Here is a 14,012-nt window from a genome sequence, read left to right as displayed (position 1 = left end):
ATAATGATAAAAATACCTGCAATTTCCTTGACCATTTACTTATAAGGAATTAGCATTTGATTTTTTATTTTCTCGATGCGCTTTTTGTTTGCAGTTGTTTTTTTAGAATTTGTTTTGTTTCTTTTTCTACTTGCCCTACTCGTCATAGAACCCATTCTTGAACCGTGCTTTTCGTACACTTTCTTAGAAATTTCTTTTGTTTCTGGCAATTTTTTGATAGCAAAATATTTATCTTTCATTCGCTTAGATTCTACTTCCCAATCTACAATAAGCTTTGGATAATCTTCAATAACTGTTTCATCAAGGTTTTCAGCGTGTGAAATAATTTCTTTAGGCGTGTAGTTTTGTAGTTCTGGAATCCATTCTTTCACGAAATCACATTCTGGGTCGTGATCTATGAGCTGTTTGGTCGGACTATAAACTCGTAACGTATTTATTCCAACTACACCAGCTTGCATTTGTAATTGGCTTAAATGTATTCCTGCTTCATAGTCAGTGTAGAGTCTTGCCATTGGAGCATTGATAGTTTTCCAACTCAAATGCAACGTGTGCATGGCAAAAGAAGCAATCATAGCTCGCATTCTGAAATTGATAAAACCTGTCTGGTTTAGGCAGCGCATACACGCATCGACTAACGGATAACCTGTACAGCCTGTTTTCCAAGCCTCCAAAAACTCTGTTTTGTCATCATACTTTAGTGCGTTGTAAGCTGGGTTTATAGCTTCAAATTCGGTCTGTGGTTCAGTTTCCAAACGCTGAATAAAGTGGTCTCGCCAGTGCAAACGAGAGAGAAAAGAAGACAAAGAACCTTTCCAACGCTTTTTTTCTTTTATCAAAATCTCAATATTCTCTTTCTGTTTTTTACTCAATATTTTTTTTCCTTCTTTGAGTTGATTTTCTAGTGCTTCAATTTCTGCTTTTAGCTCTTTTTGTCTTTCCTGTGTTGCCTGATAAGCAAAACGACCAGATAGAGTTCCCCAAGCTAAGTGAGCTGAAAAACGAGAACCTGCTGTAAAAGCTGTATTGGGAGAAGAAATACCACCACGATATGCAATGCCACGATAATATAAAAAATCTTCTAATGTCTGATGAGCTGCTGTTTCACTAACTGACTGAATTTCTTTTTTTGTTCCGTTTTCGTTTTTTAAAGTGAAACTAAAGTTTTCTAATTTCAATTCTTTTTTAAGATATTCTTTGTAGCATTTCCAATTTGTGGGAAGTGTTATAATCTCAAAGTCTTCTTTAGTGGGAATAGGTAATGCCTTGGTATAATTAAATTTATTCCAAAGTTTTCTTCGCTCATCTCTTGATTTCAATCTTCTAAAAACGCCTGTTTGTAAAAGCTCTATCCATTCAATGTTATTTTTTCTGCAAAAATCAATTATATTTTTATCTCTTTCAAAAGTCCAGTTTATTCCTATTTCAAGATGAGAATATAGTTTTTGAAAAGGAGTTTTCTTATGAATCTTCTCAAAAACATCTATAACATTTCCTGTAAAAATGGCTATTTCTTTATTATACTCTTTTTTTATGATGTTTTGTAAATCAGAAAGCGCAGTAAAAACGGAGTTTACGTGAAAAGCAGATGTTTCTGGAGCTTCTAAAAATTCATTTTCAATAACAAAGACCAAAGCTACTTTTGAGTTTTCTTTTTTAGCATCTTCCAATGCTCTAACAAGCGCAGGGTTATCTGCCAGACGAAAATCTTTTTTGAGCCAATAAATAGATAGGTTTACAGATTCTTCCATACACAAAAAACACTATTTATGCAATAGTGTTTTGTTTTTTCAGAAGAAAGGTAGAATTAATATATTTTTTATCGAACAATAATCCATTTTCTAACAAAAAACTCCTTACTCAAAATGAATTGAATAGGGAGTTTTGAAATAGTATATTTTGCTACTATTTAGGAAAAGGCGTACCTTTTCCCTACAATGATGAATTTTACTTTAGTTTACACGCTCAAAAATACCTGCGATACCTTGACCACCACCAATACAGGCAGTAACCATTCCGTATTTCTTATCTTGAGCTTCCATTTCGTGCATAAGTTGAATAGTCAGTTTTGCGCCAGTACAACCTAGAGGGTGTCCGAGTGCAATTGCTCCACCATTAGGATTTACTTTTGATTCATCTAATTTCAAATCACGAATTACAGCTAAAGATTGCGCTGCAAAGGCTTCATTAAGTTCGATAATATCAATATCTTCTAAGTTTAGTTTAGCTTGTTTTAACGCCTTAGGCACAGCAGCCACAGGACCAATTCCCATAATACGTGGATCAACACCAGCAGAAGTATAAGCTAACATTTTCAAACGAGGTTTCAAACCTAGTTCTTCTACCATTTTTTCAGACATTACCAAAACAAAAGCTGCACCATCAGAAGTTTGAGAAGAATTACCAGCCGTTACTGTTCCATCACTTGCAAAAGCAGGACGTAAACGTTGCAAACCTTCCATAGAAGTATCTGCACGAGGTCCTTCATCTGTATCTACTGTAAACTTACGAGTTTTCTTTTGTCCATCTTCGTAATAGTTTTCTTCTATTTCGACAGGAACAATTTGGTCTTTAAATTTACCTTCCTTAATTGCTTTCAATGCCTTTTTGTGAGAATTGACAGCAAACTCGTCTTGGTCTGCACGAGTAATTTTATAATCACGAACAATTTCTTCTGCTGTAAGTCCCATAGAAAGCATATATTCTGGGTGTTCGCTTACGATATTCCAGTTTAATGCAGGTTTGTAACCCATCATTGGAAGCGCAGACATAGATTCTGTTCCTCCTGCAATGATACAATCTGCTGTTCCTGCTTGAATACGTGCAGAAGCTAATCCAATTGCTTCCAAACCAGAACCACAATAACGATTCAATACCATTCCTGGTACATTGATTGGAAGTGAAAGAAGAGAAACAATACGTCCCATTTGCATTCCTTGTTCTCCTTCTGGAATTGCATTACCAACGATAAGGTCGTCAATGCGTGTTGGATCAAGATTAGGAACAGATTTTACAAGATGCTTAATTACATCGGCTGCCAAATCATCTGAACGGTAGTTTTTAAAACCACCTTTTTTAGCTTTTCCTACTGCGCTACGGAAGCCAGTTACTATATATGCTGTTTGACTCATATTTTTTCAGTTATCAGTTACCAGTTTTTGTAGTTACCAGTAATTAGTTACCAGTAACCAGTTAATTTTAATTACTGGTAACTTATGTTATTTAATTTTTTAAGAAAAATATATTTTTTCAACGATTGTCAAGGTCAGGTTATTGACCATTGACAACGTTTAATATCTATTTGCAATTAAATAAAACGTAATTACTACATCGTAATTCGTAATTTTTAATTAGCTACGCTGATTATTTCATAATTCGTAATTAGAGAAATTTTAGTTTCTCAATGGCTTACCTTTGAATAAAATGCTGTTGATTCTATCCAATGTTTTTTGCTCACCACAAAGAGATAAGAATGCTTCTCTTTCTAAGTCTAAAAGGTATTGCTCCGAAACTTTAGCAGGTCCTGAAAGGTCGCCACCAGAAATTACGTAAGCTAATTTTTTAGCAATTTTAATGTCATGAGGAGTTGCATAATGACCATAAAGCATTCCAACTGCACCAGCCGTAAAGGTTGCTAATGCTGTTTTCCCTTCTACATCAATATCTTGTTGTTGAGTAGGTTGAGTATAGCCAGAAGCTACCATTTCCATTGCTTTGCGTTTTGCATCAGCTAATAAACGAGAACGATTGAGCGTGTAGTCGTCGTGTCCACGTAAGAATCCCATTTCTAAGGCTTCCTGTGCCGAAGTAGCTACTTTTGCAGTTGCGATATTTAAGAATACATCTTGCAAACGGTTTACTCTTGGGTCGCCTGTCGTGAATGTATTTGCTGTACGACGAATCATTTCTTTCGTTCCACCACCAGCAGGAATAAGACCAACACCAACTTCTACAAGACCCATATAAGTTTCTGTATGTGCCTGTACGTGGTCAGCGTGTAAACAAAGTTCACAACCACCACCTAGAGCTAATCCAGAAGTTGCAGCAACAACAGGAATAGCAGAGAATTTGGCACGCATCATTGTATTTTGGAACTGACGGATTATCATTTCTATTTCGTCAAATTCTTGTTCCAACGCATACATATAAAGCATAGCTAAGTTTGCACCTGCCGAAAAGTTTGGTGCATCACTACCAATAACTACACTTGAATAACTTTTTTCTGCTAAAGAAATAGCTGTATTTATTCCTTCGATAACTTCGCCACCAATAGCGTTCATTTTAGTATGGAATTCTAAACCTAAAACGCCATCTCCTAAATCAAAAATAGTTGTTCCGTCATTGCCCCAAACTTTGTTTGTTCCACGAATGGCATCTAAGACAATAAATTCTTCCGTTCCTGGAATTGTCTTGTATGATTTAGATTCAATATCAAAATATTGTTTTTTGCCATTTTCAGTTTTGTAGAATGAATCTACATTTTTTACCCAGTCAGCTACTTTGTAACCAGCTTCTTCCATTTTGGCAATTGTTTCTTTTACACCAAGTGCGTCCCATGTAGCAAAAGGACCCATTTCCCAACCAAAACCAGCAGAAACAGCATCATCAATTTGATAAACGTGGTCTGCAATTTCTGGAATACGGTTCGAAACGTAAGCAAATACATCATAAAATGTAGTACGGAAAAATTCGCCATATTTTGAATCATCATTCAAGAAGATTGCAAAACGTTTGCTCAAATCATCTTCATCCTTTGCTTTGCCATACACTTTAATATTTGGCTTTTCAGTTGGCTTGTATTCGTAAGTATTTAAGTCTAATTCAAGGATTACACGTTTTCCTTTTTCATCTTTTGTTTTCTTGAAATAACCTTGTTTGGTTTTGTCTCCGTACCATTTGCGTTTATCAAGTTCCTTTACAATGTTTGGAAGTTCAAACATTTCTTTACGCTCATCATTCGGTACGTTTTGAGCAACTCCTTGTGCTACTTTTATTGTTGTATCTAATCCAACCACATCCAAAGTACGGAAAGTCGCTGATTTTGCACGTCCGATGATTGGACCTGTAAGTCTATCTACTTCACCAACAGTAAGACCATATTTTTCTACTGCGTGAAGCCCTGACATAATTGCAAAAACACCAACACGGTTAGCAATAAATGCAGGAGTATCTTTACAAAGAACAGTTGCTTTACCTAAATAAAGGTCGCCATATTTTAAAAGGAAATCTACAATTTCTGGCTTCGTATGCTCACAAGGGATAATTTCCAAAAGACGCATATAACGTGGAGGATTGAAAAAATGCATTCCACAGAAATGGTCTTTAAAACCTTGACTTCTTCCTTCAATAAGCATGTGCATCGGAATACCAGAAGTATTTGATGCAATAATTGCATCTTCTCTACGGTGCTTTTCTACACGCTCAAAAAGTTGTTGCTTGATGTCAAGTCTTTCGATGACAGCCTCTAAAATCAAATCACAATCAGCAATCCAATCAAGATTGTCAGTAAGATTCCCTGTTTTGATACGATGAGCAAAAGTGTTGCTATAAAAAGGAGCTGGTTTTGATTTTGTAGCTTCTACTAAAAATTTATTAACAATACTATTTCTCCAAAGAAGGCTTTTTTCTTGTTTTTCGTCTTTTGGAGCTTCTAATGGAACGATGTCTAATAAGACAACATCACAACCAATATTAGCAAAATGAGCAGCGATACGAGAACCCATTACACCAGAGCCTAAAATGGCTACTTTGCGAATATGGCGTTCTGCCGTTGTTGTTGCGCTTTTAGGATTTTGAACACTTGCAGGAGCTTGAGTCATAAAAATATATAGTTTTAGAGTTAAATTAAAATCGGTGTATGCTTAATATAGATTAAAAGAGAAAATAATTCTTTTTGTTTGAAAAATTACTAAAGTAAAAAGAATATTTTGCATATACTATCTAAAACCAAAGATACTAAAAAAATAGTATGCTTGCATAATTTATTTCGAAAATTTAACGAGCTGTCTTCATTCCACCTACTTTTTTGTTTTCAGATAGATTTTTTTTAGAAAAAAATACAAAGTTAAACTTAGAGCTTGTTTTAAAATTTTTCTTTCGGCTTCAAATGAGTAATTTCAGCGCATTCTTCGCTATTTTATCGTCAAATAGTTCACTATTCTTCTCAAAAATGCCTTAATTGGATTGAAATTTACCTTCGGTACTATTTCGTGGTCTTTCATTTTCACTAATTTAAACAAGCTCTTAACAATTTGTGTAAAAGATAGTATAATACATAAATTAAATTTATTCATTCTTAATCAATTTTTCATGATGAGATATTTTTTCAGAAATTCATTTTTATTGTCTTCTTTTATTTTTTTTATAATTCTTACTTCGTGTAGTCCTACAAAAGATGCTTCTTTTGCAGAAGAAGATACGTTGAGTAGAGTTGTTGTTACGTCTGATGAAACAGAGATTGTTGGAGGAGTAGATGACCCCATTATTGACACGTTAAATGGTTTTTATGAGGGCGAATATGTAGCTGTCAGTCAGGGAGTTGATAGCTGGTATTTGGCTCAAATTGTAGCGTTTGATGGTGGAAAAACCAACTTAAGGTATATGGATAATGACACAGATTCAAAAGATTTTGTTGAGCTTATGAAATTGGATACTGTTGATATCCAAAAAAATGATAGAGTGTGGGCTTTATTTGGCGATGGAATCCGTTTTAGACAAGGAATAGTAAAAGAAATGGAACAAGATTCTGTTGTTGTAAAGTTTGAAGGTTACAATGATGGTAAAGTTCATTTCTTGAGACTTTTTAAAGATGAAGAGTAATACCAAAACAACTTTTTTCTAATAGACAAGCAATTATTATTATAATTTCTTGTCTATTTTGTTTAGATTGAGATAAATTTTGAAAATGTGTTAGACTAATCTCAACTGAAAATGAAACCAGCTTCTAAAAAAATTTATAAAAATGTTGAAGACCTTCAAAAAAAGGTTGATATATGGAAATTTAATAATCAAAAAGTAGTTTTTACTAATGGTTGTTTTGATATTTTACATTTAGGACATGTAGATTATTTAGAGAAATCGGCTGCTTTAGGTAAAAAACTGATTGTGGCTGTCAATTCTGATGCTTCTGTCAGAAAGCTCAACAAAGGAAAGGAACGTCCAATAAATGATGAATATGCAAGAATGCGAGTTTTGGCTGCTCTTGGTTTTGTCGATGCTGTGGTCTTGTTTGGAGAACCTACACCTTTAGAAGTTATTACGACTCTCAAACCTAGTGTTTTGGTAAAAGGAAATGATTATTCAGTAGAAAATATTGTAGGTGCTGATGTGGTAATAAAAAGTGGAGGAGAAGTAAAAACTATAGAACTTGTAGAAGGATATTCCACAACAAAAATCATTAATAAAATTCTAAATGGATGATGAAAATATAATGTTCCTTTGCTGATTTTTTTTAACTAAAAAATCTTCTTGAATCCACTTTCATAAAAACAATTTACTCAAAAAAAACTTTATAGTCTGTTAATGACATTTTCACAATTCAACTAATCCTTCATTTTTTAACCTTATATTTTTGTTTCATGCTCTTACAATTTTTATTACAAGCACAACAAGTTCAGGATAGTACAAATATTACTGATGCAGCCAATCAACATATCGATTTATTCAAGAATGCCTATGATAATTTAGTCGAAAAACTTATCACTTGGTTCAAACTATTAGTGGCAACACTTCCTAATTTCGTTCTTGCAATTTTAGTGTTGGTTGTGTTTTACTTTTTAGCAAAAGGAGCAAAATCTTTAATAAATAAAACTCTTGTAAAATGGGTTGATCATAAAAATATATTAGATTTAGCCTCACAAATTGTTTTTACAGTTATTGTGTTGTTGGGAGGTTTTTTTGCATTAGGTGTACTTAATCTTGACAAAACAGTTACTTCACTCTTAGCTGGTGCTGGTGTGATTGGTCTTGCCCTAAGTTTTGCTTTTCAAGATTTGGCAACCAACTTTGTTTCGGGTGTGTTTATTACAATACAAAAACCTTTACGTGTTGGAGATTTGGTAGAAACGAATGACTATAAAGGTATCGTTAAAAGAATTGGTTTGAGAGCGATTGATATTGAGGATTTTGATGGTCGTTATATTATTATTCCCTCAAAGGAAGTATTTCAAAATGCCTTGATTAATTACAATGAAACAAAATACAGAAGAATAAACCTTGCAGTAGGCGTTTCGTATGGCGATAATATGAAAGAAGTAAGAAAACTATTATATGATACTGTTAAATCTGTAAAAGAAGTAAGCACTTCTCACGCTGATGTCAGAATTGATTTTGATGGTTTTGGCGATAGCTCTATAAATTTTGTAGCTCGTTGTTTTATTGATAAAAGTGATGAGAATTCATATAAAATTGCTGAAACAGAAATTGCAACGGCAATAAAAGAAGCCTTTGATGCCAATGATATTATGATTCCATTCCCTATTCGTACATTGGATTTTGGAATACGTGGAGGAGAAAAACTTGATGAAGTCTTGACCCTTAATGAGAAAAATAATAATGGTAAAGATGAAAAGCAAGAAGGTAAGAATCAAAATTAATCTCTGATAAATTATAAAAACTCTAAATAGACCTTAAAACAAAATCGTTTTAGGGTTTATTTTTTGTCTAAAACGTATTTAAACCTAACTTTGTGCAAAATAGTTGACGGCTTCCAAACTGTCAGAAAGTAATTATTCAGCTGCATTAAATCAACAAAAAATGAACAAACTATTTATATTTTTATTTCTCTCTACATTATTGTTTTCCTGTGCAGAAAAAACTCCTTTTGATAAAGGAGAACCAGCACCCGTTTTTGAAACAACTGATGTAGAAGGAAACCAGCAAACTATTGCAAAACATACTCAAAAAGGTAAAATAGTGATGCTTTATTTTTGGGCTGATTGGTGTCCTACTTGTAAGCAAGAGTTTCCTGAAACACAAGATTATTATGAGAAGCTTCAAAAAGAAGGATTAGAAATTTTGGCAATCAATGTAAAGCAACCAAAAGAAGCCTCTGAAAAGTTTAAAGAGCAATTTGGAGCTACTTTTCCAATGCTTATTGATGAAGAAGGTAAAGTTTCAGACTTGTATAAAGTAGAAGAGCTTCCAACCAATTTTTTCATAGATGAAGAAGGTAAAATTATTCGTAAAATTGTAGGTTGGGTAAGCGAACAACAAGCAGCAGTAATTTTGAAACAACAAAAGTAACTTAGGTACTGGGGATTGGGAACTGGAGAATAGAAAAAAAACTCATTATCTGTTATTGTATTTTCTAATTTCCATATCCCAATTTCTAATTCCTAATCCCCAATTCCTATAAAAAATGAATATCCTAAATTATGCTGTTCTTTCTTTGCTTCGAAGTTGGAAAAAACAAGTTGCCTTAATTATAATCTATGCACTAGTAGTAGGTTTTTATGCATCGGTAGTTTTTTTTACAAGTAGTCTGAAAACCGAAACCACACAAACTTTACAAGATTTACCTCCTCTATGGGTTCAGCAATTGCAGGGAGGTAGGCTTGTTCCGATGTCAGTATCCCTACAAGATTCTATTTCAAAAATTAGAGGAGTAAAAAAAGTTTTTCCACGTTATTGGGGGTATTTTTTTGATGATGCAACGGGAGCAGTTCTGACAGTTATGGGAAGTGATTTTCCAAATGAAGAAATAGGTTTTTTAGAGTTTAAGGAAGATTATAATAAAAAAGATAATAGTAAGAATGGGGTTTTGGTAGGAACAGGGATTTTAGAAACAAGAAATTTACAATTAGGAGATTTTCTTTCTCTAAACGATGCCAATAGAAAAAAAGTAAGTTATGAAATTGTAGGAAGTTTTGATGCAAAATCAGATTTACTGACTAAAGATTTGATTATTTTACCTATCAAGGAAGTTCAAAAAATAATTGGTTTGCAAGACTCTACTTGTACAGATATTGCCGTTGAAATTTATAATCCAGAGGAAATAGAAAATATTGGAAAAAAAATAGATGCTCGTTTTCCATCTTTGCGTGTCGTTACATTAGCTCAACTCTCTTCTACTTATCAAACGCTTTTTAGTTGGCGAGGAGGAATTTTTATTTATGGCTCATTGCTTTCTGTTCTAGCTTTTTTACTCTTGATGTGGGAAAGAGCATCAGGGTTGAGTAGTAATGAAAAAAAAGAATTAGGTATTTTGAAGGCTATTGGTTGGCAAATAAATGACGTTTTATTTTTAAAACTTACTGAAGGCGCAATTCTATCAATTACAGCTACTTTAGTAGGAGTTACTTTGGCTTATATTCATGTTTTTATTTTTAACTCCCCTATTTTGAAGCCTTTTTTGGTAGGTTGGTCGGTGCTTTATCCTGCTTATGACCTACAGCCTTTTGTTAGCTTGGGAGATGTATTGAGTGTTTTTTCGCTTTCTGTTGTACCTTATCTGGCTGCGACTCTTTTTCCTGCTTGGCGTGGAGCAACTACCGAAGCTGCTGATGCTATGAGGTAGAATCTTATTATAAATATCAATAAGTAAATAAGTATTCAGAATAATAAAACTATTTTTTGTGTTTTTAGGTTAAAATCATACACAACTATTTTTATATAAAGTTTATCTTTTTAAAGAAATTGATTACTTTAATTTATTCTGAAAAAATAATTCTATCTTAATGTTTGAAAAAGAACAACATATTGCAGAACAAGCTCAATTACTTCTCAACAAAGAATTAACTGCTGAAGAGTGGAAAACACTTTATGCACATCTTGCTTTAGATTATGCTGATATGTTAGCTGATATGAAATTTTTGACAAAGGTTAGTGATAGGTTGCACAATAAATTATCGCTGATAAATGAAGAGGTAATTAAGCATTCGACAGAGCTAGAAAATGCTAAAAAATTAATTTCTATACAAAATGAAAAGCTTGAAAGAAAAGTAAATCAACGTACTTCTGATGTCAGAAATGCTTATTCACAGCTTTTAGCAACACATTCAGAGTTAGACCAGTTTGTTTATAGAGCTTCTCATGATTTGAAAGGACCTATCGTGAGGCTTTTAGGACTGTGTCAAGTTGCAAACTTAGAGGTAAAAGACCCAGTAGCTATAGAATATTTACAAAGAATAGGAAAGACTTCTTCTGAAATGAATAATATTTTGGAGAATCTATTGTATATAAATACGCTCAAAAATGAAGTAGCTGAACCTTCAATTTTTGATATTGTAGAAGTAACAGAAAAGGTATATCAGGCACTAGGTTTTTTATCTAATTATTCCGAAATAGAATTTAATATAGAAACAGAAATCGCTAAAGTTGATTTTTATACAGATATAGATATTTTCAAGACAATTATAAAAAATCTATTTGAGTTTGCTATTAAACATATTGACCCAATAGAGAATAGAAAATCATATATTCAAGTGCAAGTTTTTCAAAAATCAACAGATATAGAAATTATCATTACTTACAATGGTATCGAAATCCCAACCTCTAATTATCATCTTATTTTTAATTTGTTTCACAAAGTAGCTAATCTTGATGAAGCGACAGGAACAGAACTTTATACTACTCAACTGGCAGCTTATAAGCTCCACGGCTCTGTTATTTTATTAGAATCCACTAGAGAAAAAACTACTTTTAGCCTTCATCTACCTTTTTTTGATAAAAAATAGCTGCAAATCAAAATCACTAAAACTATCTATAATCTATGGAATTACATTTGAAACGTTTGCAAACTCAACTCAAAAAATGTTATCCATTTATAGAAAATTGGGGTAGAAAACAAAATAATATTTGGGACAAACAAACTAATTTTATTTACAAAGTAAGACATTTCCAAACTTTAGAAAATCAAATCAAAGATAAATTTTGTACAGAATCAAATTTTGATGATTTGCGTATTTATGCACTTAATCGCTGGTATAATTTCTGGTCTGCAAAGGGAATTGAATATATTTTTTGTAGGTATCCAAATGTAAAACCTCATTCAGATCCTTATCATCAATTTATAGATTTTTGGATTGATGAGATTCCTTTCGATCATAAAACAAGCGTTTTTCCAAAAAAATACAATCAAACTATAGAATTTGCTAAAGAAAATCCAACAGATTTACTGAAATGGCTTTATGAAAATCAATCGAAACAAAAACGGTTTCATTTACAAAACCGTTTATTTTTAATTTTATATGAAAAGGAAGGAGACAATCAAAAGCTTAAATCAGAAATTAGTTTTATTCAGCCAATTATCGAAAATTACTTACAGCGTTTTGATTTCAAGAATATTAAAAAGCTAGAATTTGATACGAATAAAGGAACAAAAACAGCTTATTCAGACTGTATTTTTATTGAAATGTAGTTTTGTAATACCATGAACAATAAATTTTATTTTGAAAAACAGTTTGGTCTTTTTTATGGAAAATTGAATGACAATAAGTTGCATCGTCATTATGCTCTACAAATTAGTTTGGCGATTCATGATGAGATAATTTTGAAAACAGAGCGAAAGACTTACAAACAAACTAATTTTTTTATTCCTTCAAGAGTGAAACATCAAATTAGTAATTTAGAAAAACAGCTTATTATTTTAATAAATCCATTGAGCTGTTTAGGACATCAGTTTTATATAAAGTATGATGCATCTAAAATTAGTTTTTTGTCAGAAAATCTACGAAATAGCTTATTTAAAATTTTGAAAGACTATGAAGATAAGCAAATTACATTTGATAATTTTTGTAAAGAAATAAAAAAGAGTTTACTGGAATATAAATGCAATTGTGAAAATAGTAATCATTTGGAAGATGACAGAATAAAAAAAGCAATTGATTTTATGGATAGTAATTTTGAAAAAATCCTTTCAATGGAACAAATGGCTGATTTTTGTGCGCTCTCTTCTACTCGTTTTTTGCATTTATTCAAAGAGAAAACAAGATTGAATTTTAGAAGATACCAGCTTTGGAACAAACTTATTTTTTCACTTCCTTACCTTTCTTCTCATTCAATTACTGAAACAGCCCATACTTTTGGTTTTACGGATAGTTCGCATTATACACGAACTTTCAATGAAACTTTTGGTGTTACACCTAAATTTTTCAAATTATTTTCAAATCAATCAATAGCAAAGTAAAACTTAGCCAGTTTATACAATTTTAGAGTCAAAATATACTGCAATTTTGTAAGGATAAACAAAGAGAATAGATTTTATTTCTGTTCTCTCAATTTTTATAAAATTACAATTCTAAAATTATGTACACTATCATCAAAGAAATTGAAACCTCTCAATCTTTAAACCTTTCAGAAAATTATCTAAAAGAAACAGCTATTTTAAATTACTCAGCCAAAAACATTCAGAGTTTAGTTAAGGAAAGAAATTGGCTCAAGATGAACTCTATCAATCAAGTCAAATCTATTTATAACTATGTTCGTGATGAAATCAAATTTGGCTACAATAAAGCTGATGATATTTCGGCTACACAGATTTTGAAAGAAGGTTATGGACAATGCAATACAAAGGCGACTTTACTTATGGCTTTACTTAGAGCGTGTAAAATCCCAAACAGAATTCACGGTTTTACGATTGATAAAGCATTACAAAAAGGAGCAATTACAGGAATTTGGTATCAATTATCACCAAAAAATATTTTACATAGTTGGGTGGAAGTCTACATAAATAATAATTGGTATTTTTTGGAAGGAGTCATTTTAGACAAAGAATATTTGTCTAAGTTACAAAAGGAAAATGCAACCTGCAAAACTACTTTTTGTGGATATGGAGCTTATACAGATAATTTTGAAAACCCAGAAATTGAATGGAATTTAAATAACACTTACATTCAAGAGAAAGGAATTAATCAAGATTTTGGTTTATTCGACACGCCTGATGAGTTTTATAAAAAACATCAACAAAACTTAGGTTTCTTCAAGAAATTTATCTTTCAAAAAATAGTCAGACGTAAAATGAACAAGAATGTAGAAAAAATAAGAAATGGGAAGTAACTATTTTAAATTTAATTTTG

General features: G+C 32.1%; 12 protein-coding genes. 9 read left to right on the top strand and 3 right to left on the bottom strand.

Going from position 1 to position 14,012, the window contains the following annotated elements; all coding sequences use genetic code 11:
* Nucleotides 1-35 precede the first annotated feature (35 nt).
* The 3 genes from WAF17_RS01915 to WAF17_RS01905 all read right to left on the bottom strand — a co-directional run bounded on the left by WAF17_RS01915 (nucleotide 36) and on the right by WAF17_RS01905 (nucleotide 5,816).
* The gene (locus WAF17_RS01915; protein ID WP_338765569.1) at nucleotides 36-1,748 is read right to left on the bottom strand and encodes an FAD-binding domain-containing protein; all 1,713 of its coding nucleotides are present in this window, start codon (nucleotides 1,746-1,748) and stop codon (nucleotides 36-38) included.
* A 201-nt stretch (nucleotides 1,749-1,949) separates the two neighbouring features.
* Nucleotides 1,950-3,128: an acetyl-CoA C-acyltransferase gene (locus tag WAF17_RS01910; protein WP_338765567.1), complete on the bottom strand. Its 1,179-nt coding sequence runs from the start codon at nucleotides 3,126-3,128 to the stop codon at nucleotides 1,950-1,952.
* Between the two features lie 261 nt (nucleotides 3,129-3,389).
* The gene (locus tag WAF17_RS01905; RefSeq protein ID WP_338765564.1) at nucleotides 3,390-5,816 is read right to left on the bottom strand and encodes a 3-hydroxyacyl-CoA dehydrogenase/enoyl-CoA hydratase family protein; all 2,427 of its coding nucleotides are present in this window, start codon (nucleotides 5,814-5,816) and stop codon (nucleotides 3,390-3,392) included.
* Nucleotides 5,817-6,306: 490 nt separating this feature from the next.
* Here WAF17_RS01905 and WAF17_RS01900 point away from each other — a divergent pair, with 490 nt between their 5' ends.
* The 9 genes from WAF17_RS01900 to WAF17_RS01860 all read left to right on the top strand — a co-directional run bounded on the left by WAF17_RS01900 (nucleotide 6,307) and on the right by WAF17_RS01860 (nucleotide 13,992).
* Nucleotides 6,307-6,816: a hypothetical protein gene (locus WAF17_RS01900; protein ID WP_338765561.1), complete on the top strand. Its 510-nt coding sequence runs from the start codon at nucleotides 6,307-6,309 to the stop codon at nucleotides 6,814-6,816.
* A 111-nt stretch (nucleotides 6,817-6,927) separates the two neighbouring features.
* Nucleotides 6,928-7,416 carry a D-glycero-beta-D-manno-heptose 1-phosphate adenylyltransferase gene (gene rfaE2, locus WAF17_RS01895; RefSeq protein ID WP_338765558.1) on the top strand — a complete coding sequence of 163 codons (489 nt, stop codon included), beginning with the start codon at nucleotides 6,928-6,930 and terminating at the stop codon, nucleotides 7,414-7,416.
* A 158-nt stretch (nucleotides 7,417-7,574) separates the two neighbouring features.
* Entirely contained in the window at nucleotides 7,575-8,591 is a 1,017-nt protein-coding gene (locus WAF17_RS01890; protein ID WP_338765556.1) for a mechanosensitive ion channel, read from the top strand.
* A gap of 160 nt (nucleotides 8,592-8,751) precedes the next feature.
* Entirely contained in the window at nucleotides 8,752-9,240 is a 489-nt protein-coding gene (locus WAF17_RS01885) for a redoxin domain-containing protein (RefSeq protein ID WP_338765554.1), read from the top strand.
* A 115-nt stretch (nucleotides 9,241-9,355) separates the two neighbouring features.
* A complete protein-coding gene (locus WAF17_RS01880; protein WP_338765552.1) occupies nucleotides 9,356-10,513 on the top strand; it encodes an FtsX-like permease family protein in 1,158 nt (385 codons plus the stop codon).
* A 160-nt stretch (nucleotides 10,514-10,673) separates the two neighbouring features.
* Nucleotides 10,674-11,672, top strand: coding sequence for a HAMP domain-containing sensor histidine kinase (locus WAF17_RS01875; RefSeq protein WP_338765549.1), 999 nt, complete (start codon nucleotides 10,674-10,676; stop codon nucleotides 11,670-11,672).
* 35 nt (nucleotides 11,673-11,707) lie between these two features.
* Nucleotides 11,708-12,355 carry a hypothetical protein gene (locus WAF17_RS01870; protein ID WP_338765547.1) on the top strand — a complete coding sequence of 216 codons (648 nt, stop codon included), beginning with the start codon at nucleotides 11,708-11,710 and terminating at the stop codon, nucleotides 12,353-12,355.
* Between the two features lie 12 nt (nucleotides 12,356-12,367).
* Nucleotides 12,368-13,123, top strand: coding sequence for an AraC family transcriptional regulator (locus WAF17_RS01865; RefSeq protein ID WP_338765545.1), 756 nt, complete (start codon nucleotides 12,368-12,370; stop codon nucleotides 13,121-13,123).
* Nucleotides 13,124-13,242: 119 nt separating this feature from the next.
* Entirely contained in the window at nucleotides 13,243-13,992 is a 750-nt protein-coding gene (locus tag WAF17_RS01860; RefSeq protein WP_338765542.1) for a transglutaminase-like domain-containing protein, read from the top strand.
* Nucleotides 13,993-14,012 lie beyond the last annotated feature (20 nt).

Origin of the sequence: Bernardetia sp. ABR2-2B, assembly GCF_037126435.1 — a bacterium.
GTDB lineage: Bacteria > Bacteroidota > Bacteroidia > Cytophagales > Bernardetiaceae > Bernardetia.
Note: the sequence above shows the minus strand (reverse complement) of the source record. Positions and strands in the feature narration are given on the sequence as shown.

Excerpts from the sequence above, each read along its gene's own strand:
- WAF17_RS01915 (WP_338765569.1), bottom strand. The coding sequence starts at position 1,748 with ATGGAAGAATCTGTAAACCTATCTATTTATTGGCTCAAAAAAGATTTT.
- WAF17_RS01910 (WP_338765567.1), bottom strand. The coding sequence starts at position 3,128 with ATGAGTCAAACAGCATATATAGTAACTGGCTTCCGTAGCGCAGTAGGA.
- WAF17_RS01905 (WP_338765564.1), bottom strand. The coding sequence starts at position 5,816 with ATGACTCAAGCTCCTGCAAGTGTTCAAAATCCTAAAAGCGCAACAACA.
- WAF17_RS01900 (WP_338765561.1), top strand. The coding sequence starts at position 6,307 with ATGATGAGATATTTTTTCAGAAATTCATTTTTATTGTCTTCTTTTATT.
- rfaE2 (WP_338765558.1), top strand. The coding sequence starts at position 6,928 with ATGAAACCAGCTTCTAAAAAAATTTATAAAAATGTTGAAGACCTTCAA.
- WAF17_RS01890 (WP_338765556.1), top strand. The coding sequence starts at position 7,575 with ATGCTCTTACAATTTTTATTACAAGCACAACAAGTTCAGGATAGTACA.
- WAF17_RS01885 (WP_338765554.1), top strand. The coding sequence starts at position 8,752 with ATGAACAAACTATTTATATTTTTATTTCTCTCTACATTATTGTTTTCC.
- WAF17_RS01880 (WP_338765552.1), top strand. The coding sequence starts at position 9,356 with ATGAATATCCTAAATTATGCTGTTCTTTCTTTGCTTCGAAGTTGGAAA.
- WAF17_RS01875 (WP_338765549.1), top strand. The coding sequence starts at position 10,674 with ATGTTTGAAAAAGAACAACATATTGCAGAACAAGCTCAATTACTTCTC.
- WAF17_RS01870 (WP_338765547.1), top strand. The coding sequence starts at position 11,708 with ATGGAATTACATTTGAAACGTTTGCAAACTCAACTCAAAAAATGTTAT.
- WAF17_RS01865 (WP_338765545.1), top strand. The coding sequence starts at position 12,368 with ATGAACAATAAATTTTATTTTGAAAAACAGTTTGGTCTTTTTTATGGA.
- WAF17_RS01860 (WP_338765542.1), top strand. The coding sequence starts at position 13,243 with ATGTACACTATCATCAAAGAAATTGAAACCTCTCAATCTTTAAACCTT.